At 68.2% G+C, this 21171-nt stretch carries 22 protein-coding genes and 1 pseudogene; 7 read left to right on the plus strand and 16 right to left on the minus strand.

The window, feature by feature from the left end; all coding sequences use genetic code 11:
* From AC27VN_RS03915 to AC27VN_RS03930, 4 genes and pseudogenes are all read left to right on the plus strand, one after another.
* Window positions 1-334 (plus strand): annotated as a pseudogene (locus AC27VN_RS03915) (dTDP-glucose 4,6-dehydratase); the annotation flags it as partial.
* A complete protein-coding gene (locus AC27VN_RS03920) occupies window positions 331-867 on the plus strand; it encodes a cupin domain-containing protein (protein ID WP_490875688.1) in 537 nt (178 codons plus the stop codon). The pseudogene AC27VN_RS03915 and the gene AC27VN_RS03920, both read left to right, overlap by 4 nt.
* Before the next feature lie 85 nt (window positions 868-952).
* Entirely contained in the window at window positions 953-1282 is a 330-nt protein-coding gene (locus AC27VN_RS03925) for a type II toxin-antitoxin system RelE/ParE family toxin (protein ID WP_490875689.1), read from the plus strand.
* Entirely contained in the window at window positions 1279-1605 is a 327-nt protein-coding gene (locus AC27VN_RS03930) for a helix-turn-helix domain-containing protein (protein WP_490875690.1), read from the plus strand. The genes AC27VN_RS03925 and AC27VN_RS03930 overlap by 4 nt, the downstream gene beginning before the upstream one ends.
* A gap of 56 nt (window positions 1606-1661) precedes the next feature.
* Here the strand turns inward: AC27VN_RS03930 and AC27VN_RS03935 are convergent, their stop codons facing one another.
* Entirely contained in the window at window positions 1662-2219 is a 558-nt protein-coding gene (locus AC27VN_RS03935; protein WP_490875691.1) for a DUF308 domain-containing protein, read from the minus strand.
* A 126-nt stretch (window positions 2220-2345) separates the two neighbouring features.
* On the opposite strand from AC27VN_RS03935, the gene AC27VN_RS03940 reads away from it, so the two are divergent.
* Window positions 2346-3821, plus strand: a complete 1476-nt coding sequence (locus AC27VN_RS03940) for an HD domain-containing phosphohydrolase (protein ID WP_490875692.1) — start codon at window positions 2346-2348, stop codon at window positions 3819-3821.
* Between the two features lie 16 nt (window positions 3822-3837).
* Here AC27VN_RS03940 and AC27VN_RS03945 read toward each other — a convergent pair whose 3' ends face one another.
* From AC27VN_RS03945 to hydA, 9 genes are all read right to left on the minus strand, one after another.
* Window positions 3838-4599, minus strand: a complete 762-nt coding sequence (locus tag AC27VN_RS03945) for an SDR family NAD(P)-dependent oxidoreductase (protein ID WP_490875693.1) — start codon at window positions 4597-4599, stop codon at window positions 3838-3840.
* On the minus strand, window positions 4596-5522 hold the full coding sequence (locus tag AC27VN_RS03950) for an allantoinase PuuE (protein WP_490875694.1): 927 nt from the start codon (window positions 5520-5522) through the stop codon (window positions 4596-4598). The genes AC27VN_RS03945 and AC27VN_RS03950 overlap by 4 nt, the downstream gene beginning before the upstream one ends.
* The gene (locus AC27VN_RS03955; RefSeq protein ID WP_490875695.1) at window positions 5519-6004 is read right to left on the minus strand and encodes an ureidoglycolate lyase; all 486 of its coding nucleotides are present in this window, start codon (window positions 6002-6004) and stop codon (window positions 5519-5521) included. The genes AC27VN_RS03950 and AC27VN_RS03955 overlap by 4 nt, the downstream gene beginning before the upstream one ends.
* On the minus strand, window positions 6001-6942 hold the full coding sequence (locus tag AC27VN_RS03960; RefSeq protein WP_490875696.1) for an NAD-dependent epimerase/dehydratase family protein: 942 nt from the start codon (window positions 6940-6942) through the stop codon (window positions 6001-6003). Before AC27VN_RS03960 ends, AC27VN_RS03955 begins: the two co-directional genes overlap by 4 nt.
* The gene (locus AC27VN_RS03965) at window positions 6939-8603 is read right to left on the minus strand and encodes an ATP-binding cassette domain-containing protein (RefSeq protein WP_490875712.1); all 1665 of its coding nucleotides are present in this window, start codon (window positions 8601-8603) and stop codon (window positions 6939-6941) included. The genes AC27VN_RS03960 and AC27VN_RS03965 overlap by 4 nt, the downstream gene beginning before the upstream one ends.
* A complete protein-coding gene (locus tag AC27VN_RS03970; protein WP_208510769.1) occupies window positions 8600-9445 on the minus strand; it encodes an ABC transporter permease in 846 nt (281 codons plus the stop codon). Before AC27VN_RS03970 ends, AC27VN_RS03965 begins: the two co-directional genes overlap by 4 nt.
* The gene (locus AC27VN_RS03975; protein WP_431514539.1) at window positions 9442-10482 is read right to left on the minus strand and encodes an ABC transporter permease; all 1041 of its coding nucleotides are present in this window, start codon (window positions 10480-10482) and stop codon (window positions 9442-9444) included. Before AC27VN_RS03975 ends, AC27VN_RS03970 begins: the two co-directional genes overlap by 4 nt.
* A 73-nt stretch (window positions 10483-10555) precedes the next feature.
* Window positions 10556-12172, minus strand: coding sequence for an ABC transporter substrate-binding protein (locus AC27VN_RS03980; RefSeq protein WP_490875697.1), 1617 nt, complete (start codon window positions 12170-12172; stop codon window positions 10556-10558).
* Window positions 12173-12234: 62 nt separating this feature from the next.
* Window positions 12235-13668: a dihydropyrimidinase gene (gene hydA, locus AC27VN_RS03985; protein WP_490875698.1), complete on the minus strand. Its 1434-nt coding sequence runs from the start codon at window positions 13666-13668 to the stop codon at window positions 12235-12237.
* Window positions 13669-14022: 354 nt separating this feature from the next.
* Here hydA and AC27VN_RS03990 point away from each other — a divergent pair, with 354 nt between their 5' ends.
* Window positions 14023-14730 carry a GntR family transcriptional regulator gene (locus AC27VN_RS03990; protein ID WP_093346649.1) on the plus strand — a complete coding sequence of 236 codons (708 nt, stop codon included), beginning with the start codon at window positions 14023-14025 and terminating at the stop codon, window positions 14728-14730.
* Window positions 14731-14755: 25 nt separating this feature from the next.
* Here AC27VN_RS03990 and AC27VN_RS03995 read toward each other — a convergent pair whose 3' ends face one another.
* From AC27VN_RS03995 to AC27VN_RS04010, 4 genes are all read right to left on the minus strand, one after another.
* Window positions 14756-15970 (minus strand): GAF domain-containing sensor histidine kinase, encoded by a 1215-nt coding sequence (locus AC27VN_RS03995; protein WP_490875699.1) that lies wholly within the window; start codon window positions 15968-15970, stop codon window positions 14756-14758.
* Between the two features lie 181 nt (window positions 15971-16151).
* Window positions 16152-17207: a serine hydrolase domain-containing protein gene (locus AC27VN_RS04000; protein ID WP_490875700.1), complete on the minus strand. Its 1056-nt coding sequence runs from the start codon at window positions 17205-17207 to the stop codon at window positions 16152-16154.
* A complete protein-coding gene (locus tag AC27VN_RS04005; RefSeq protein ID WP_490875701.1) occupies window positions 17208-18299 on the minus strand; it encodes an extracellular catalytic domain type 1 short-chain-length polyhydroxyalkanoate depolymerase in 1092 nt (363 codons plus the stop codon).
* Window positions 18300-18331: 32 nt separating this feature from the next.
* The gene (locus AC27VN_RS04010; protein ID WP_490875702.1) at window positions 18332-18757 is read right to left on the minus strand and encodes a CopG family transcriptional regulator; all 426 of its coding nucleotides are present in this window, start codon (window positions 18755-18757) and stop codon (window positions 18332-18334) included.
* A 227-nt stretch (window positions 18758-18984) separates the two neighbouring features.
* Between AC27VN_RS04010 and AC27VN_RS04015 the strand changes: the two genes are divergently transcribed.
* Entirely contained in the window at window positions 18985-19545 is a 561-nt protein-coding gene (locus AC27VN_RS04015) for a hypothetical protein (RefSeq protein ID WP_490875703.1), read from the plus strand.
* A 69-nt stretch (window positions 19546-19614) separates the two neighbouring features.
* Here the strand turns inward: AC27VN_RS04015 and AC27VN_RS04020 are convergent, their stop codons facing one another.
* Both AC27VN_RS04020 and AC27VN_RS04025 read right to left on the minus strand, forming a co-directional pair.
* Entirely contained in the window at window positions 19615-20256 is a 642-nt protein-coding gene (locus AC27VN_RS04020) for a glutathione S-transferase family protein (protein WP_490875704.1), read from the minus strand.
* A gap of 24 nt (window positions 20257-20280) precedes the next feature.
* The gene (locus AC27VN_RS04025) at window positions 20281-21114 is read right to left on the minus strand and encodes a helix-turn-helix transcriptional regulator (protein WP_490875705.1); all 834 of its coding nucleotides are present in this window, start codon (window positions 21112-21114) and stop codon (window positions 20281-20283) included.
* Between the last annotated feature and the right edge of the window lie 57 nt (window positions 21115-21171).

The raw sequence follows: 21171 nt of genomic DNA on the forward strand, positions 1-21171 counted from the left end.
GCAGCCGCTCGACACCGAGGCCGAAGGCGCGCGCCGCGTCAGCGTGGGCGGCGTGGTGGCGCTCGAGCAGGCCGTGCTTCACGCACCCGGCATCACCGGCACCGTGCTGCGCTACGGCCAGCTCTACGGCCCGGGCACCGGCGCCGACGAGCCCAAGGGCGCGAGCCCCGTGCACGTCGAAGCGGCCGCCTGGGCCGCGCTGCTGGCCTGGCGCCATTCGGCCGGTGGCGTCTTCAACGTCACCGAGGACAACCCCGAGGTCGACAGCGGCAAGGCGCGGCGGCTGCTGGGCTGGACCCCGTCGATGCGGCTGGGCGCGGAGGCACGATCGTGAGCATCGCGGCCCGCCTATCGTCGCGCGCGCCGCGGCATGCGGTCGCGCTGTCGCTCGCGGCGCTCGCCCTCGGCGCGGCCGCATGGGCCCTGGTGCCACATGCGGGCAAGCAGGCCACCGTCGCATGGCTCGACGACCTCTGCAGCAGCGTGACGCGCCCGATGTTCGCCTCGGCCCCCGCGCCCGAGGGCAGCGCGACGCGGCCGCAGACCACCGTGCGGCCGCTGTCGTGCGAGCCGTTGCCGAACGTGCCGGGCAAGTCCATCACCACCGCCCTGGTCGAGTTCCCGCCGCTGGCCTACACGCCCGCGCACCGGCACCCGGGCTCGGTGCAGGCCGTGGTGGTCAGCGGCACCGTGCGCTCGCAGATGGCGGGCGGCCCCGCGGTCGACTACCAGGCCGGCCAGACCTGGTTCGAGCCGCCGCGCGCGCTGCACCTGTTCGCGGAGAACCCCGATCCGGTGAAGCCGGCGTCGCTGATTGCGACCTTCATCGCGGATTCGGATTGCGGGCCGTTGGTGTTGCCGCCTTGAGCGACCAGCTTCAGGAGAGAAGATTTCGCGGGAGCGTGCAGGACTGCGCTGGAGGTTTCAATACAAGATTTTGTATAAAATTGGCATGAAGCCCATCGAGTTCCGAGGCACTTCCTTGAACGATCTACGCAGCTTTCCCGAGCTTGCTCGGAGCGAAGCCGGCTACCAGTTGCACCTCGTGCAGAACGGCTTGGCGCCGGTCGATGCCAAGGCGGTGCCCAGCATCGGCGCCGGCGTGGTGGAGTTGAGGATCTGGGATGAGGCGGGAACCTTCCGCGTGATGTACGTGGCTCGGCTGGCCGATGCTGTCTATGTGCTGCACTGCTTCCAGAAGAAGACCCAGCAAACTGCGAAGCGCGACATCGAACTGACCAGAAAGCGCTTGAAAGACCTAGTGAAGGACCTCGCATCATGACCGGAGCCCGGCGTTTCGACAGCGTCTTCGACGCCATTGCAGGCACGCCCCAGGAGGCAGCCAGCATGCGCGCTCGTGCCGATCTGATGATGAGCCTGGCCGAAGTCATTCGGCAGCAAGGCATGACGCAAGCCGAGGCGGCGCAGCTCTTCGGCGTGACGCAGCCGCGCATCTCCGACCTGGTCCGGGGAAGGATCAACCTGTTCTCCCTGGACACGCTGATGGACATGGCCGCCACCGCCGGCATGGCGCCGGTGGTGAAGCTGTCCAGACCGAAGGGCTTGGCGCAAGCTCGCCGTCGCAAGGCGGCAGAGGCTGCATAACGCGGGGAGTCGTCGGACCCGTTGCCGTGTGCGCCAAGTGGTGGCGCACCGACGTTTCAGCGCTTGCGCTCCCGCACCAGAATCACCACCCCCGAAATCAGAAAATACACCGCCCCCACCGCCGCATACCCCGCCAGCGTCTGCGGAATCGGCGCATCGGTGCCCTGCCGCGAGATGAAGAGCCCGCCCGCCAGCGCGGACTGCGCGCCGCTGAGCATCATCACCCACTGGCCGCGTTCTGCCTTGCGGCGGCGGAGGGCCGTGGCCAGTTGCAGCAGGCCCGACACGATGGCCCAGACGCCGAAGATCAGCAGCACGACCTGCCATGCGGCCACGAGCGAGGCCGCGACCGCGAGCGCGACCAGGGTGCTCATCCAGAGGTTGAGCATCTGCGTGGGATTGGCCTGCGCGCCGCCGCTCATCCGGGCGTCCCACAGGTTGGCGAAGGCGTCCCAGGCGGGGTAGACGATCAGCAGCACGGTGGCCAGCGCGGGCGACTGCCTGGCGACGGTGAAGGCCAGCGCGACCCAGGCGAAGGAGAAGGCGGCGCGGGTGAAATAGAGCTTGCGCAGCCAGGCGGCGCGCGGGGATGGGTTTTGCAGGATGTCGGACATGAGGAAGAGGCGGTGGAGGCCGCGAGTGAAAAGGGACTGCCCATCGGGCGATGGGGATGCCACGATTCTTCCGAGCCACCCCGGCGGCCGGTATCGGTCGAATGACCGACACGCGCAAAATGCGCCATGTCCGACGACACGACCATCCCCGTTTTCGACGCCGTCCGCGCGCTGGCCTTCATCGGCGACCTGAGCATGGGCCAGCCGATCGATCATTCGCTGCGCACGGCCTGGCTCGCGGGCCGGATCGCCGCGCAGGCCGGCTGCACCGCGCCGCAGATCGAGGCGGCGCGCCATGCCGCGCTGCTGCGCTGGTCGGGCTGCACGGCCAATGCGCAGGAGTTCGCCGACTTCCTCGACGACGACGTCGAGGGTCGCCGGGCGCTGCTCGCATCGTCGGCACCGCGCATGCGCCAGCCCCACGACAGCGCGCCGGTGCCTGGCGCCGTGCTCGCCATGGCCGAGATCCACTGCGAGATCGCGGGCGACATCGCCCACACGCTGGGGCTGAGCCACGACACCGAAGCCACGCTGCGCGCGGTGTTCGAGGCCTACGACGGCAGCGGCGTGCCGGGCCTGCTGCGCGGCGAGGCGGTTCCGTTCTCGACCTATGTGGTGGCGCTGGCCAGCGACCTCGAGATCTTCGGCCGCCTCTACGGCATCGAGCAGGCGCTCGCGCTGGTGCGCGGCCGCGCGGACAGCCTCTATCCGGCCGCGCTGCTCGACGCCAGCGCGGCCGATCTCGCGGCCTGGATGCAGGCGCTCGATTCACCCGCCGCGCCATGGGCCGAGGGGGCTGAACAGCCGGCCTCGATGCGCCGGCCCATGGGGCTGGAACTCGTGGGTGACGTGATCGACCTCAAGCTGCCGTGGATGACGGGCTACTCACGCCGCGTGGCCAGCCTGGCGCGCGACTGCGGCGCGCGCATGGGGCTGGACGAAGCCGGCTGCGGCCGCGCCTACAAGGCGGGGCTGATCCACGGCATCGGACGCGCCTCGGTGCCCAATGCGATCTGGAACGCGCCCGGGCCGCTGCAGGCCTCGGCGCTGGAGCGCGTGCGACTCGTGCCTTACTGGACCTCGCGCGCCGCCGGGCAGATCGACGGCCTCGCGGCCGAAGCGGAGATCGCGTCCTTCGCCTTCGAGCGGCGCGATGGCTCGGGCCATTTCCGTGGCCGCTCGGGTGCGGCCATGCCGCTGGAAGGGCAGGTCGTCGCCGCGGCCGAGCAGTGGTGGTCGCATTGCACGCGCCGTCCGTGGCGCGAGGCGCTGACGCGGGAAGAGGCGGCCGAGCGCATGAACGAAGACGCCGCGGCCGGCCGCTTCGACGCGGCCGTGGTCGAGGCGCTGTGCGCCAGCACGCTGCCGGGCGCGGTGCCACCGAAGCCCGCGGCGCCGACGCAGGACGATGCATCGCTGTCCCAGCGCGAGCTCGAGGTGCTGCGCTGCATCAGCCAGGGCGACAACACGAAGGAGGTGGCGCGCGCGCTGGGCATCAGTCCCAGCACGGTGCGCACGCACGTGGAGCGCGTGTTCCAGAAGCTCGGGTGCACGACGCGCGCGGCCGCGACGCTGAAGGCGGCGACGCGGGGGCTGATCTAAGGCTGTTTGCGGAGCCTCAGAGCATGACGTCGCCCCCGTTCGGCGACAGGGTCTGCCCCACGTAGAACGCACCCGCGTCCGACGCCAGCAGCAGCGCGGTCGGTGCGATCTCGCCCACCTCGCCGAACCGGCCGACCGGCAGCTGGCTCTTCTTGAACGCCAGCCACTGCTCGCTGTGATTGCGCAACAGATCGGTGTCCACGGGACCCGGCGCGATGGCATTGACCAGCACGCCGCGCGGGGCGCCCTCATAGGCCAGCGCACGCGTGAATCCGACGACACCGGCCTTGGCCGCGCAGTAGTGCGCGAGGCCGGGCGCGCCCTTGTAGGCGAGCTGGGAGGCGACATTGATCACGCGTCCCCATTGGCGCGAGGTCATGCCCGCGAAGAAGGCCCGCGTCACCAGCATCGTGCCGCGGAGGTTCACGCCGACGGTCAGGTCCCAGTCGCGCTCGTCGGTCGACTCGAAGGGCCGGTCGCCGCCGCCGACGCCCGCGGAATTGACGACGATGTCGACCTGGCCGAGCCGCTGCATGGCCCATTCGGCGAACCGGTCGACGGCGGCGGGATTGGAGACATCGCATTCGGTGCAATGAAGCGTGTGTCCCCTGGCCGCCATCCGCTCGCGCAGCGAGCTGGCATTGGCCTCATCGCCCAGATGGCAGATGGCGACCTCGGCACCATGTTCGAGGAACAGCTCGGCGATGGCGCCGCCGATGCCGCGGCTGCCGCCGGTGACGACGGCCTTGCGGCCGGAAAGATCGAACGGGCTCTTCACGATTCGGCTCCCTGGGTTGCAGGCGCCGGATGCACGTGCCGCCAGTGCCGGGCAATGTCGATGCGCCGCGTCACCCAGACGTCGGGGAACTGGCGGATGTAGTCGAGGAACCGTTCCAAAGCCGCGGCGCGCGCGGGATGGCCGACGAGCCTCATGTGCAGGCCGACGGACATCATCTTGGGCTGGGTCCGGCCTTCCTTGTAGAGCATGTCGAAGGCATCCTTGAGGAAGCCGTACCAGTCGTTGCCGGTGCTGACGCCGGCGGCGAACTGGCCGTCGTTGTTGGTCAGCGAGTAGGGGACCACCAGGTGCGGCTTGCCATCGACCCGCGTCCAGAACGGCAGCTCGTCGCCGTAGTAGTCCGAGTCGTAGAGAAAGCCGCCCTCCTCGACCAGAAGCTGGCGCGTATGGACGCTCGGTGCGTAGCGGCAGTACCAGCCCTGCGGGCGCTCGCCGATCGAATGGGTCAGCGACTCGACGGCCCGACGGATGTGCTCGCGCTCTTCGTCCTGCGACAACTGATAGTGCTGGATCCAGCGCCATCCGTGCGAGCACACGTCGAAGCCCGACGCCTTGATGGCATCGCAGGCCTCGGGATTGCGTTCGAGCGCCAGCGCGCAACCGAAGATCGTGGCGGGCAGCGAACGCTCCTGCAGCAGCCGCATGACCCGCCAGAACCCCACGCGGCTCCCATACTCGAAGAGCCCCTCGGCCGCGAGGTCTCGCCCCTCGAGGTTGGCCAGGCCGTGGCTTTCGGTGAACCAGGTCTCGGTGAGGCCTTCGCCGTCGTGGACCGAGGGCTCGGACCCTTCCTCGTAATTGAGGACGAAGTTGAGGGCGAGCCGCGCGCCGCCTGGCCACTTCGGATCGGGAGGATTGCGGCCATAGCCGACGAAGTCTCTTTGAAGGTGGTTCACGATCAAGCTTCTTTCAGGATCTTGGACAAATCGATGGTCGTCGGCTCGACGTCGACGAAGGTCTCGTCGCCTTCGGTCCCGTCGCGCCACATGAAGATGGCATGCGTCGATCGCCTGTCGAGCACATGCAGGCCGAGGTGCCAGACGCCCGGACGGAAGGTGATGCCTTGCGACGGGCTTGCGATGAAGGCGAGCGCCTGCTGCATGTCGGGGCGGCCGAGCGCGTCGGGCGCCACGACCACCAGCCAGCGGCCGGCGCTCATGGGAATGAACGACTGGGACGAGTGCGGGTGGCATTCGAGGCTGCTGAATGCGAGCACGTTCTCGCGCACCGGATCGTTCGTGACCAGGGACAGCGAAGCGCTCGCGTGCGATCGACGCGAGGCCAGTTCCGCGTCGAAGTAGTCCCGTCGCGGCAGGGCGGGTGCCTCGATGACGCGTCCGAAAGGCGCGAACCCGGCTTGGGAAAGGGCGCGCGGCTCGATCATGGCCGGCCACTCCGGCGTGCCTCGATCCACTCGGCGTACGAGCGGATGCCCTGCTCGAGCGAGACCCGGGGCTCGTAGCCGAGGTCACGCCGTGCGGCCTCGATGCTGAACTGCTCCTGGAACTCGTCCACCGGGTCCGGCCCGTGCTGCAACACGATGTCGGCTTTGGGAAAGACATGACGCACCAGCTGCGCGAGCTCGCCCAGCGTCACGCGCGTGTTGCCCGTGACGTTGTAGGTCGTCCTGGGCAGCGATTCGGCATCGAGCGCCTCGAGCAGGCCGTCCACGGCGTCGTCGACATGGATGAACTGCCGGGGAAAGTCCGCGCCGAACGCCATGCGCGTGGGGCGCGCGGCGAGCGCGTCTTCGATCATGGTGCGGACCACGCAGTCCGTCGTCCTTCCGGGTCCGTACACCCACGACAGGCGGATGCTGGCCGCCGACAGGCCGTACTGCTGCGCATAGGAGGTCGTGATGTATTCGGACGCGACCTTGCTCGCGCCGTACAGGCTCGCGGGTTGCAGCAGGCAATCCTCCGTGACCGGCGCCGCCGATCGAACGCCGCCATAGGCGCTGGTCGACGAGCAGTAGACGAAGCGCCGGGCCTCGTGAACGCGCGCCAGCTCGAGCATGTTGGCGGTGCCGACGATGTTCACCTGCACCATCGCGTGCGGCGTATCGCGGGCCACCATGGGCCCGGAGAACGCCCCGCAATGAACGACCGAGTCGATCCCCTCCCGCGTGAGCGCGTACATGCGGTGCACGTCGCCCAGATCGCAGCCGACGATCTCGATGCCGTCCTCGGTGACCGACGCGGTTCGGTCCAGCGCGATGAAGGCGCGTTGCCGGTCGGCCAGTCGGCGTGCGAGCTTGCGGCCGACCAGGCCCGCGGCGCCGGTGACCAGCACCGGCTTGGTGGTTGTTCGATCGAATGTCATGGGGCCTCGGCAGTCTCCAGGGTCAGGGTCGCAACCGGCTCCTTCGCCTCGATGGGAAGCTCGGCCTCCAGCAGCTTGCGCGTGTAGGCCTCCTTCGGATGCGAGAAGATCTGTTCGGTCGGGCCTTGCTCGACGATCTTTCCGTGGCGCATCACGGCGACGTAGTGGGCCAGCGAGCGCACGGAGTTCAGGTCATGGGTGATGAACAGCGCGGACAGCCCCATGCGCTTTTGCAGGTCGCGCACCAGGTCGATGATCTGGGCGCGCACGCGAATGTCGAGTGCGGTCGTCGGTTCGTCGAAGATGACGAAATCGGGCCGCACGGCCAGTGCGCGCGCGATGCCGACGCGCTTTTGCTCGCCGGCCGTCAGTTCGTGCGGATAGGCGTTCGCCTTCGCGCTGGCGATGCCCACCAGGTCGAGCAGTTCCATCACGCGGGCGTCGCGCTCGGTTCGCGACAGCGCCTCGCCGAGCTTCAGCGGCTCCGCCACCAGCTCGCGCACGCGCCATCGCGGGTTCAAGGCGACGTAGGGCTCCTGGAACACCATCTGCATGCGCCGGCGAACCGTTCGGAACGCCTTGTCCGAGAGCGCGAGCGTCTCCTGGCCGTCGAAGCGGATCGAGCCGGCGTCGGAGGCCAGCAGCCTGACGAGGCATTGGCCCATCGTCGTCTTGCCGGAGCCGCTCTCGCCCACGAGGGCGAGGGTTTCGCCGCGCGCGATGGTCAGCGACACGTGGTCGACGGCGCGAACCACGTCGGAGGAGCCGTCGACATGGAAGGTCTTGACCAGGTCCGTGACCTCGAGCAGGGGCTGCCCGCTGCGCGAGCCCGCGCTCGCGGAAGCGTCGGGAACCATCGGAAGCGGACGCACCTTGGCCGCTTCGAGCAGCTCGCGGCTGTAGGGATGCCGCGGCCCCCGCGTGAGGAAGGAATGCACGCTCTCGAGTTCGAGCAGCTCGCCGGACTTCATGATGCCCACGCGGTCGCAGTACGCGGCGACCATGCCCAGGTCATGGGTGATGAGCACCACGGCGAGACCGAGCTCGCGGCCCTTCTGGACCAGCAGGTCGAGCACCTGCAGCTGGATCGTGGCATCGAGCCCCAGCGTGGCATCGTCCGCGAGCAGGACCTTGGGCTGCGCGATCAAGGCCATCGCGATGACGACCCGCTGCGCCATGCCGCCGGACAGTTCGTGCGGGTAGGCATGGGCGCGGCGCTCCGGATTGACGATGCCGACCTGCTCGAACAGTGCGATGGCCTCGCGCCAGGCCTGCGCCTTGTCGATGCCGCGGTGGGCGCGAAGCACGCGGGCGATCTGCTCTCCCACCTTGACGACGGGGTCGAGCAGCGACTTCGCGTTCGTGCCGATCAGGGCGACCTCGCCACCGCGGAGTCCGCGCTTCTGCGCCTCCGTCATGCGGGAGACCGATTGGCCGCGAACCAGGACCTCGCCGTCGAGGATGCGGCCGTCGCCCGGCAGCATGTCGATGATGGCGCGTGCCAGCAGCGACTTCCCCGCGCCCGTTTCTCCGACGATGCCGAGGATCTCTCCGGGCCGCAAGCTGAAGCTCACGCCGCGCAGGGCTGGGGAGGCTTGCGCATCGGAGAAACCGACGCTGAGGTTGCGAACCTCGAGCAACGCGTCTGCGACCTGGTTCATGGAGCGCTCCTCGTCTGGGGATCGAACATCTGTTTGGCGGCATCGCCCAGCAGCGCGAATGTCAGCACGGAAAAGACGATGGCCAGGCCCGGGAAGAGCGCGACCCACCACACGCCGAGGATCATCTGCTGCGCGCCGTTGCTCACCATGAGTCCCCATTCGGGCGTGGGCATCCGCACGCCCGCGCCGACGAAGGACAGCCCGGCGGTCAGCAGGATCGCCATCCCGATGCTGATGGAGATCTGGACGATGGCCGGGGTCAGGGCGTTCGGGAGGATGTGCTGGAACATGATGGCGCCGTCGGTCGCGCCGCTGCAGCGCGCCGCGGCGATGAAGGGCCGGTCGCGCAGCGAAAGAACCTCGGCACGGATCAGGCGCGCGAACACCGGCGTGAAGAGCACGGCCAGCACGATGGCGACGTTCCATATCTCCTGGCCCATGACCGAGACCAGCACCATGCCCAGCACGAAGACGGGAAAGGACTGGACGAAGTCGAAGATGCGCATCGCGAAGGAACTCGCCCAGCCCTTGTAGTAGCCGATGGCCAGCCCGATCGGCACCCCGATGACGAAGGCGATGGCCACCGCGGTCACGCTGATGAGCAGGTTGATGCGCGTCGCGAAGATCACGCGCGAGAAGATGTCCATGCCGGACACGTCGGTGCCGAACAGGTGCGCGAAGGACGGCGACTTCAGGGCATTGATCGGATCCGCGTCGACCGGGGAATACGGCGCGATCCAGGGGGCGAACACGATCGCGAGGAACTGCATGGCCAGCAGAGAGAGTCCGATGGCCAGGGTCAGCTTCGCGCCACGCCGATGGGCGGCGGCCATGATCTTCATACTTCGATCCTCGGATCGGCAATGCCGTAGAGAACGTCCACCACGGTGTAGACGATCAGGATGAATGCGGCGGCGACGAGCACGAAGCCCTGGAGCGCCGGATAGTCGCTGTTCATGACCGCGGAGACGGCGTACTGGCCGAGTCCGCCCCACGCGAAGATGGTTTCGACCAGAACGGCGGCGCCCAGCAGGAAGCCGAACAGGAAGCCGACCATCGTGATGATCGGCGGCAGGCTGTTGCGCAGTGCGCTGCGGATGAGCTGCCGCTCCGACAGGCCACTGGCGCGCGCATGGCGGATGTATTCGCTGCGGTAGTTGTCGGCGAACACGATCTGGGTCATCTTCATCAGCGCCCCGGCATTCACGATCGCGAGGGTCAGCACCGGCAGGCACAGGCGCCCCACGGCCGATGCGAAGGCCGCCGTGTCGCCGGCCAGCAGGGTGTCGATCGTCAGGAAGCCGGTGACAGCGGGCGGCGCCGACATGATGGCGTCGATGCGTCCGAACGGTGCGGGTGCGATGCCGGCGACGTAGAAGAGAAAGTAGATCAGCAGCAGGCCGACCCAGAAGTCCGGCACGGCGCCCGCGGCCAGGCCATAGACCTTGCTGAAGCGGCTCACGAATCCCCTGGGCTTGACGACCGAGACGACCGCCAGCGACAGGCTGACGACGATGGTCAGCAGCATGGCGTAGGTGATCAGCTCGAGCGTGGCGGGCACGCGATCGAGCAGGTCCACCGCCACGGGATTGGCGGTGAACATGGACGTGCCCAGGTCGCCGTGCACCACGGTGGAGAGATAGCTCGTGAACTGCGACCACAGGCTGCCGTTCAGGCCCAGCCTTTCGCGCAGGTTGGCGATCTGCTCGGGCGTCGCCATGTTGCCGAGCATGAGCAGGGCCGGGTCGCCCGGCAGCAGCCGGATGAGCAGGAAGGTGGCCAGCAGCACGCCGAACATCTGCGGAATCAGAATGCTCAGCCTGGCCAGGACGATTCGAAGCGGTCGCGGTAGCGATCGCAGCGACGTGCGTAGCGTCATGTCTTTCCTTGTTGGATGGCTCGCGTGTGCCAGGGCGCCCGCGCGAGCCGCGGATCGCCCGGCACGGCGGGGGTCACTTCTTCGAGAAGTCGGACCAGTTGTTGCTGTTCGGCGTGTACCAGCTGTAGCCCGTCACACTGGCCCGCGTGGCGAGCTGGTAGCCCGGGTTCATGAGAAAGACCCACGGCGCCTGGTCCATCACGATCTGCTGCACGCGCTTCATGCCGGCTTCACGCTTGGCCTCATCGGTGCTCGACAGCCCCTCGTTGATCAGCTTGTCGACCTCGGCGTTCTTGAACTTGGGATAGTTGATCAGCGATGCGCTGTTGAGCCACAGGTTGGCGACATAGGCGGCGTCCGGCACGATGGCCATGTCGCGGAAGAAATACATCGGGATGGTGCCCTTGGAGTAGCGCTCGACCAGCGTCGACGCGGGCAGCTTGACGAGTTCGGCCTCCACGCCGGCACGCGCGAAGGCGGTCTTCAGGATGACGGCGATCTCCTCCTCGATCTGGTCGCCGGTGCGGTAACCGAGTTGCGTCTTGAAGCCCGACGGCTGGCCGGCCTCCTTGAGCAGGGCCTTGGCCTTCTCGACGTCGAGGCTGTACTTGAAGTACTGGTCGGTGTAGGACGGATAGATCTCGGAGATCGGACTCTTGGTCGGCCGGGCCTTGCCGTAGTACACGGCCTTCAGGATGTCCTCGCGGGGCACCAGGTAGTTCAGTGCCTGGCGGACCTTGGGGTTGTCGAACGGCGGCGTGGTGTTGTTCATCTCCACGCGGTGGATGTAGTTGCCGAAGACCTGCCACACCTTCAGCTGGGGGTTCTTCTCCAGGGTGGCGAGTTCGCGCGGCGAGAGCCATTCGGCCACGTCGACCGCGCCGGCCTGCAGCGCAGCCAGCCGGTTGGCGGAGGTGGGCATCTCGCGGAAGATCACTTTCTTGATCTGCGGCGCGCCGCGGTAGTAGTTGGGGTTGGCCTCGTAGACCACTTCCTGGCCCGACTGGAATTTCGTGACCTGGTACGGCGCGAACGATGCCGAATGCGTCGCCAGCCAGCGCGATGCCCAGGCGTCGTCGGCGGTGGCGTTCTTCTTCGCCGCGGTCGCGTCCAGGATGCCGAGGTCGTTGTTGACCCAGAGGCGTTCGATGAGCGGAGAGGTCTTCGGCAGCGTCACCTTGACCGACATGTCGTCGATCTTCTTGAACGCGTCCTCGTATTTGCTGATGCCGAGGATCTGGTTCATGTACCAGCGGAAGTTGGCGTTCTTGTTCCAGCCTCGCTCGAACGACCACATCACGTCGTCGGCGCGCAGCTCGTTGCCGGCCGCGCTCTTCACGCCCTTGCGCAGGAAGAAGGTGATGGAGGTCTTGTCCGCGGAGACCTCCCATCGCTCGGCGAGCGCGCCGACGAGCTTGTCGAAGTTCTCGACCTTGACGCCGTCGACCATCTTCGTGTCGTAGGCCAGCAGGCGCTCGTAGATGTTGCGCTTCGCTTCATGCGTCGCCTCGGTCGGCGGGTATTCCTGGTCGAGGGACTCGGGCGTCCGGGGACCGGCCACCACGAGGATCGATTTCGCATCCTGCGCCAATGCGGCGGGCACGAGGACCGCGCCGAGCAGCGATGCCGCGAAGAGAGCCCGGGCGGCAGGCCCTGCGAGCGATTGCACGACGTCGGTCTTGATGTTCATTGCTGGCTTTCCAAGTTTCTGAGGGTGGTTGAAATGAGAAGGGCGCACGGGTAGGCCGGGCCTCAGGCCGCGGCGAGATGAGCGGGCGGCAGGATCGATGGGCGACCGGCGGCGATGAAGCGGCCCTGGTTCCTCGGGCCGACGCAGGAGCTGCCGTCCCACAGCACTTCGCCGCGCAGCAGCGTGAAGGCGGGCCAGGCGCCGAGCTGCATGCCTTCGTAGGGGGTGTAGTCGACGGCGTGGTGCAGTGCGCTGTTGCGGATGGTGAGCTCGCGCTCGTCCCAGATCACCAGGTCCGCATCGGCGCCGATGCAGATGGCGCCCTTGCGCGGATGGATCCCGTAGGTCTTCGCGGGGCCGGTGGCGGTCAGTTCGACGAACTTCTCGAGGCTGATGCGGCCCTTGAGCACGCCCTCGGAATAGAGCAGGGGCATGCGGGTCTCGAGCCCGGGAATGCCGTTGGGGATGTGGCGGAAGGCCACCTCTTCTCCGTTCGGGTGCTTGCCGCCAGGGCCATCGAACTTGAAGGGCGCATGGTCGGACGAGAACACGCTGAAGAGGCCGTCTCGCAGGCCGTTCCAGATGACCTCCTGGTTGGCCTTGTCGCGCGGCGGCGGGCTGCAGACGCACTTCGCGCCGTGATAGCTGTCGTCGATGCCCAGGTCTTCCGCGGTCAGGAACAGGTACTGCGGGCAGGTCTCCGCGAAGATGTTCAATCCATGGGCGCGGCCCCAGCGGATCTGCTCGATGGCTTCCCGGCCCGAGACATGAACGATGAGGATCGGCACGTCCACGAGTTCGGCGAGCGCGATGGCACGGTGCGTCGCTTCGCGCTCCACCAGCATGGGGCGCGAGTGCGCATGAAAGCGCGGCGCGCTGCGGCCCATGGCCTCGAGCCGCTGGGTGAGCCATTCGATGCAGTCCGAGTTCTCGGCGTGGAGCATTGCGATCGCGCCATGGCGCTTCGCGACATCGAGCACGTCGAGGATCTGCCCGTCGTCGAGCTTCAGGTCGTCGTAGGTCATGTAGGCCTTGAACGAGGTGTAGCCCTCGCGGATCAACGCGGGCAGCTCGGCATTCAGCACCTCGGGCGTCGGATCGCTGACGATGAGGTGGAACGCATAGTCGACATGGGCGATGCCGTCCGCGCGCCGGTGGTAGTCCTCGACGGCGGCGCGCAGGCTGCCGCCTTTTTGCTGCGCCGCGAACGGGATGACGGTGGTGGTGCCGCCGCAGACGGCGGAAAGGGTCCCGGTGTCGAAGTCGTCGGCCATCCTGACCGGCGGCGGCGAGGGCTGGTCCAGGTGGCAATGGGCGTCGACGCCGCCGGGGGTGACGACGCGGCCCTTCGCGTCGATCTCGCGGCTGCCTCGCGGAAGGTCCAGCCCCAGCTGGACGATCCGGCCGTCCTTGATGCCGATGTCGGTGTCGAACACGTCCGAAGCCGTCGCCGCGCGGGCGTTGCGGATCACTAGATCAAAAAGGGATGCACTCACTTGGGTTCTTTCGCACCAAAAATGTTCAACAAAATGATCTTTCTTTGACTTCAGTGGATTGGCTTTGAGTGTTTGCAAAACATATGCCACATTGTCTAAAAGATTGTTGACATAACTTTAGCCGGTCGATGGGCAGCGAGAAGGGAGGGCAAACCCTCGAAGGAGACGCGTAAGGATCCGGTGGCTCGTGGCGCCCGTGTCGGCGGTGCGGCTATCCTCATCGGGCCCTTCCGCAGAGGAGGCAAGGGTCGTCCGGGCGTCGAGCGAGGTGCCCGCCGGAGCGCGGTCTCGGTGTTAGACTTTCTACAATCTTCTAAAAAATTGTTGGCACCTGAAGAACCGATGCCTGGAAACATGTCTACGCCTTCCACCGCCATCCCCGCGCCGCGCCGTGAGCGCGACAGCAGCGAAGAGATCTACGAAAAGATCTATGTCGCGATCCAGGAGCACCGGCTGCTGCCCGGGACCAAGCTGGCCGAAGAGCGCCTGGCCGAAATCTTCAAGGTGAGCCGGCCCCGCATACGGGAGGTGCTGACCCGGTTTGCCTACGAGCAGATCGTCGAGCTCATCCCGAACAAGGGGGCGTTCGTCGCCCGGCCGACGATCGAGCAGGCGCGCGATGTGTTCGAGGCGCGCCGCGTCATCGAGCCGGCGATCATGCGGCGGCTCGCGCAACGGGCCACGCCCGAAGTGGTCGACGCCCTGCTCACGCACGTGGACCAGGAGATGGGCGCGCGCACGCGTGGCGACAAGCGGGCCGTCATCCGCCTGTCGGGCGAGTTCCACAACCTGTGCGCCGACCTGGCCGGCAACACGACGCTCGCGCGCACGCAGCGCGAGCTGTCGACGCTGACCTGCCTGATCATCCTGGTGTACGACGCGCCCCCGGCGGAAAGCTGCCGGGCCGATGAGCACTCACTGATCGTGGAGGCGATCAAGTCGAAGGACGCGGAGCGCGCCGCGCAGCTGATGCTGCATCACCTCGACCACATCGAGAAGAGCGTGAACCTCCATCAGGAGCCTGAAGAGGTCAACCTCGAGGACATCTTCGGGGCCAGCTAGTCCTGGCGCGCCGCCGCGCGGACGCCTAGGCGACGGCCGCGACCCCCGGCCGCACCGGAATGCGCGCCACGAAGCTCGTGCCGTGCTCTGCCGTCGAGGTCACCTGCAGCGTGCCGCCGTGCGACTTCACGATCAGCGAGCAGATGTGCAGCCCCAGGCCCAGTCCGCCGTGGCCGCGACTCTCGGCGGGCCGCCAGTAGGGCTGGAAGATCTTCTGCAGGTTGCCGGGCGAAATGGGCTCGCCCTGGTTCTTCACGCTCAGAACGAACCAGCCGTCGCGGGTCCAGGCCGCCACGTCGATGGGGCTGTCGGGCGCGCCGTGCGAGACGGCATTGCCCAGCAGGTTCGACAGCACCTGCTGCAGGCGGCCGCGGCTGCCGTGCACGATGTCGGTCACCTCGATGTCGGCGGCGATGGCGCGCGCGGGATGCGCGGCGCGCATCTCGGCCACCACGTCGTCGAGCGCGAGGCCCAGGTCGGGGATCTGCTCGCGAGCGACGTCGAGCCCGCTGCCCATGCGCCCGCGCGCGAAGTCCATCACGTCCTCGATCAGCGAGGCCATGCGCTTCGTGGTGGCGCGGATGCGCAGGCCCGCGCGCGTGCTGTCGGGGTCGGCCGCGCGCCGGGCCAGCAGTTCGCCGATGGCGCTGAGCGAGGCGAGCGGATTGCGCAGGTCGTGGCCGAGCACGGCGATGAACTGGTCGCGCAGCTCGGCGGTCGCCTCGGCGTCGAACAGGGCGACCTCGGTCGCGCTCTGCCGGTCCTCGAGTTCCAGCGTGTGGCCGATCAGGTCCGCGAAGCCCTGGAACATCGCGATCGTGCGGGCGTTGTCGACGTCGTGCGGCGTGGGATCGATCGCGCAGAGATTGCCGAAGTAGCTGCCGTCGCCCTTGACGATCGGCACCGAGATGTAGCTCTCGATGCCGTAGATGCGCGGCGTGTGGTGCGTGCGAAAGACCGGGTGCGTGCTGGCGTGGTCGAAGGCGATGGGCTGGCGCGCCGCGCGCGATTCCACGCACAGGGTGGTGTGGACCTCGAGCTGGCCGCCGGGCTTGAGGCCGAAGTTGATCCGGTCGAGCACCGCGCAGGCGGTCCAGCTGTCGCCGTCGACGCGCGCGACGGCGGCGAAGCCCATGCCCGTCTGTTCGCAGATCAGCCGCAGCATCGAGGGCACGGCGCTGATCCGGCCGATGGCTTCGACGTCGCGCCGGATGTGGTCGGCCAGTTCCAGGGATTCCATTCGGGGTCGTCCTGACTCGGGGTGACCGGACGCATCCGGTCTGTCGTTCGATGATCGACCGGGCCCGTACGTCAGGTCAAAGGCCCAGTCCGCGGCCATTGTCGAGCAAGAAACGGAATGCACCTATGGCAAAAGACACTGCGGCAGCGCGGCGTCCGCGCGCATGTCCCGGGGCGTCCCGTCAACCGGCCAGCGCCACGGCCTGGGCCACGAGCGCCATGATCGCCGTCGTCTGTGCCTGCAGCTCCCGGGGCCCGGGATCGGTGGCCGCGGTCGCGATGGCCAGCCGCAGCGCCGGTGCCGTGAAGGCGAACTGGCCGCCATAGCCCCAGGCCCACGCGACCGGGGTGCCGTGAAGTTGCCCGGTGAACCACAGGTAGCCATACGCGGTCGGCCCGATGGGCGGGATCGACCAGGCGCCCGGCGTGTGTGCATGCGTGCTGTCCTCGATCCAGCGCGACGGCACGACGGCCTGGTCGTTCCATTGCCCGTCATCCGCGACCAGCCATGCCACCTTCGCGAGGTCGGCGGTGCGAAGGGACAGGCCCCGGTGCGCGAATGCGCGCCCGGTCCTGTCGCGCTGCCACGCGGAGTGCGCGATCCCCAGCGCGTCGAACAGATCACGCTGGGCCAGGGCGGCCAGGCCCAGGCCCTGAACGCGCTCGAGGATCGGGCTCAGCAGCGCGATGGCGGCATCGTTGTACGACCAATGGCCCGGTGGCTGGGCATCGGCCTCGAGGCCCATCGCGTAGATTGCCGGGTCGGCGGAGATCGAGAGCGCGCGGGCTTGAAGCCGGTAGTCGTAGGCGAGTCCGGTCGTTCCCGAAAGAATCTGTCGCAGCGTCAGGCCGTTGGCCGCGGCGTCGGGAAACCGGGCGGCCAGGTCCGGCAGCAGCTCGGCCACGGTCTGCGAGAGGTCGCTCTTCAACTTGCCCTGCGCCACGGCCTGGCCGACCAGCAGCGAGACGATGCTCTTGGTCGCCGAGTGGATGGGCAGCAGATCGTCGGGCCGGGTGCCCGCGTAGTGGCGCTCGCCGACGAGATGGCCGTTCCGGACCACGACCAGGCTGCGCAGCGCGGGGACCAGGCTTCCCGTTTCGAACAGGCGGTCGAGCGCGCCGGCTGCGAAGCCTTGCGTCTCGGGTCCTGCTTTCATCCAGGCCGCGGCTGCCGCCGGCACGCCGATGCCGGACGCCAGCGCCGATGCACCCAGCACGAAGGCGCGCCGCGAGCCCATTCAAGGCGCCTGTTGCGGCTCGCTGGCGAGCGTCGATCGATGGGCGAGCAAGAAGCGCAGCATCTCGCGGCTGGCATCGACGCCATCGGGTTGCGTATAGCTGCCCGCCGCGCTGCCGCCCGACCACGCATGGCCCGCGCCGTGGAGCAGCCAGTGTTCGGCATCGCCTCGGCCCGGCGATGCGGGATGCACGGTGCGGGTGTAGCGCCGGCCCGCCGCGGAGCGGCCTTCGCTGACCGTGCCGGGCCCCGCGCCCGCGACGATCGCGCGGCCGTTGCCCGGATGCACCGTCGGGTCCGCGTCGCCGTGGAAGACGATGGTCGGCGGCGATCCCTTCGCCGCGCCGGCGCGCGTCTCGGGTGCCCCGGTGCGCATGACGTTCAACGCGCTCATCATGTCGTTCGCCGCGCCGTGCGGCAGCCCCGAATGCACGCCGATCGCGGCGTAGAGATCGGGATAGCAATGGCCCAGCACGTCGGCCATGGCACCGCCGGCCGAGAGGCCCGCCACGTAGACGCGCGAACGGTCCGCCTGCTGCTGCGCGACGATGTGCTCGGTCAGCGCGGCGAGCAGCGCGGGTTCTCCGCGTCCGCGTTGCTGATGCTGGGTCTTGAACCAGTTCCAGCACTTCTGGCCATGGGCGCGCTTCGCCTGCTCGGGGTAGAGCACGATGCATCCGTTCTCGCGCGCGTGTTCGTTCATGCGTGTGCCCGCCGCGAAGTCCGCCGCGCCTTGGGTGCAGCCGTGGAGCATCAGCACCAGGGGCTGGGCGGCCGCCGGTTGCGCCGAGGCCGATGCGGGCACGAAGAGCATGTAGTCGATGCTGCGGCCCTGGTGCGTGAAGCTGCCCGGGGTCCAGGCGTCGGCCGCTTCGGACCCGCGCGGCTCGGGCGTTGGATGCACCTCGACCACGCGCACCTGCGCTTCGATCACGTCGTCGTCCACCACCGCTCGAGACGTCGTGGGGGGCGCCTCAGCGGGCGACGTGTCGCCCCGCAAGGCGCGCTGAATGAGCTGCGTGGCATCCACGAGGCGGCCAGTGCGCGTGAGTTGGGCAGCATCGCGCATCAGGCCCGAGAAAAGTGTGTTCATGGATGAGAGTCCGTTGGATGCCGACCGCAAGGTCAGCGAATGCGGTCCGCCAGCGCGGTCTTGACGGCGGGCGACGCGTGGAGGGCACCGAGCACGGTGAGCGAAGCGATGGTGGCCTTGGCAAGCGCGGGGCTCACCTCGGGGGCGATGACGGCCAGGCCGAGCACGCGGATCTGCAGCGTCTCGCCGGCCGCGCGAACGGCCTCCAGGTCGGCCGCGGAAAAGCGCTGCAGACCCAGCACCAGCATGTTGCGCGACACCGCCTGGCGCAGCGCGTCGGCATGCGTCGCGAGGTGCGTGCGGATGGCCGTGCGGATGAAGTCCGTGCGGTTCGAATAGAAGCCCTCGGCCACCAGCAGGTCGACCTGCCCGAGGTCGACGAAGCCCATGTTGATGGTGATCTTCTCGGATTCGGGGGCGCGGGTGACGACGGGGGCGGGGCGGGTTTTGGTCGGCATGGGCCATCCTAGCACCATCTGTATGGATGGTGATGGGATGGAATATGCTGTTACGCACTCCACTGCCGATGGCAAGGCCTTCGTTGCGAGGCCGGGAAACGCAGCTCTGGACGTACGCCTTCCGCCATACCCTGTCCGGGAGAAGACGAGACGTGGAGACCGCTGCAAGATTCCTTTCTCGCGGCGACCGCCTTGCCTCCCCTCGAAACCACAGCAGGAGCTCCATCGTGAACTTGGCCACCCAGTTCGAGACCCTCGGAAGAAAGCAGCTCGCGATCCAGGACGGCATCCAGTTGCTGACGCAGGTACGCAGCGACCTCGCGCGCACGCGATCGGCGGCCGATGCATGGGGAACGATCGCCGTGTTGTCCAACGTCACGCTGATTCCGCTGAATGTCGTGCTCAATGCCTTCGAGCTGAAGAGCGCGAACACGATGTACCAGGTGCTCGTGCAGCAGCTGTACGGAAAGCTCGCCAGGAGCGGCACCCGCCTCGACGGCGCCTGGAAGCCCGTGCTGTCCCTGCTCAAGCAGGCGATCGTCGAGGAACTGGAGCGCAAGGCCCTCACGGCGTTCATTCCCGGCGTCAACATCCTCGTCGGGCTGTCGGAGGATTCGCTGGCCGCATGGCAAGCCATCCGGCTGGTCGAGTCGGGAAACCGCGAGATCGCCGGGCACCTCGTCAAGCTCGACAGAACGATCGAGGAAGCGAAGCGCCAACTGGTGGAATTCGGTATTCGACGAGCGGAGATCCTCGGCCTGATGCAGAGTCAGGCGCACACCGCTTGAGGGACCAGAGCCGGTGACGAGATCGATGGCCGCCCGGCGCTCCGAAGCCGCGCGGGCGGACCAGGTGCGTCAGGACAACAGCGGCACGAGATCGGGATCGCCCTTTGCCATGGCACGCCGATAGGCCGGCCGCTCGCCGATGCGCTGCAAGTAGGCGCGGATGCCCGGATACGGCGCGAGGTCGACCGGGATGAACAGGCGCATCGTCGTGAGCGAGAACACGTTCATGATGTCCGCGGCGCTGAAGTCCTGGCCCGCGAGCCAGGGCACCTCGGCGAGCCGGGCTTCCATCAGCGCCATCAGGCGCGCGAAGCGATCGCGCGTGGCCGCGAGCACCGGATGGTCCGATCCAGCGACGGCCCGTCCGACCGCCATGAGCCGCAGCAGCGTGGGCTGCAGATTGCCGTTGGCGAAGTGGAACCAGTAGAGAAAGGCCGCGTAGTCGGGATGCTCGGGGCCGGGCTTCAGGCGCCCCGCGCCATGCCGGCCGATCAGGTACTCCACGATCGCGGCGGATTCGGCCAGCAGCAGGTCGCCGTCCTCGAGCACGGGCGCGGCCCCCAGCGGATGCAAGGCGAGCAGTTCGGGCGGCGAGAGACGCGTCACGGAGTCGCGCGTGTAGTGCTGCAGTTGATAGGGCAGGCCGAGTTCTTCGCACAGCCAGAGGATGCGTTCCGATTGCGAATGCCCGAGGTGATGGATCTTGATCATGGATGTTGCCTTGTTGAGGAGCTTTCAGGGGCTGCGTTCGTGGCCGCGCACCGCGGTGGGCGCGAAGCCGAAGCGATGGCGAAAGCGCACCGCGAAGCGCGAGGGAGATTCATAGCCGACCGCGAGCGCCACCTGGGCGACGGGCTGGGTCGTGGCCTGCAACAGGCTCAGCGCGGTCGCCATGCGCGCGTCGGTCAGCAACTGCGTGAGCGAGGTGCCCTCCGCCGCGAGGCGCCGACGCAAGGTGGCTTGCGACTGCGCGAGCTCGCGCGCCACGCGATCGGCCGGCCATGCATCGGCCAGGTGCCCGGCGATCAATGCGCGCACGCGTGTCGACGCGTCGGCACGCACGGGTGGGTTACGCAGCGCGATGCCGTGTTCCAGCAGCCAATGCATGACTTCGAGCAGGCGAAGCCGGACGATGGCATCGGGCATTCGCTGTGCGAGCGGCAGCGCCAGCGTCGCGGCATCGAAGGCGCGCGCCAGCGCCTCGCCGGGATGGGCGAGCACGCGGGCCGGTGCCGAGGCGGCGCCCGCGCGCTCCATCGCGTCGGCGCGGCCGCGATAGTGCGCGTCCTCGAGCAGGGCGGCGTCGAAGACCAGCCAGCGCGCTTCGTACTGCGCGCCCTCGGGAATGTCGTTGTGGAAGTCGACGGTCTGGTGGCCCGCGAGCACGAGCGCCTGGCCCGGGAGCGCGCGCACCGTGCGGCCTTGCGCCGTGCGCACGGTCTTGATGCCCCGGGCCACGAAGACCAGCGCGGCCTGTTCGACGTGCATGCGCAAGGCCGCGAGGCCGCGCCCCTGGATCACATGCGCCGCGACGCCGATGCCCGCGCGCGCATGCAGCTGCCGGGCCAATGGCGCGCCATCGGCGGAGGGCGGAAGGTCGGGTGCCGCGGACCGGGAAGGGCGGCG

This window comes from Variovorax sp. 20P10.2.4, assembly GCF_058244205.1.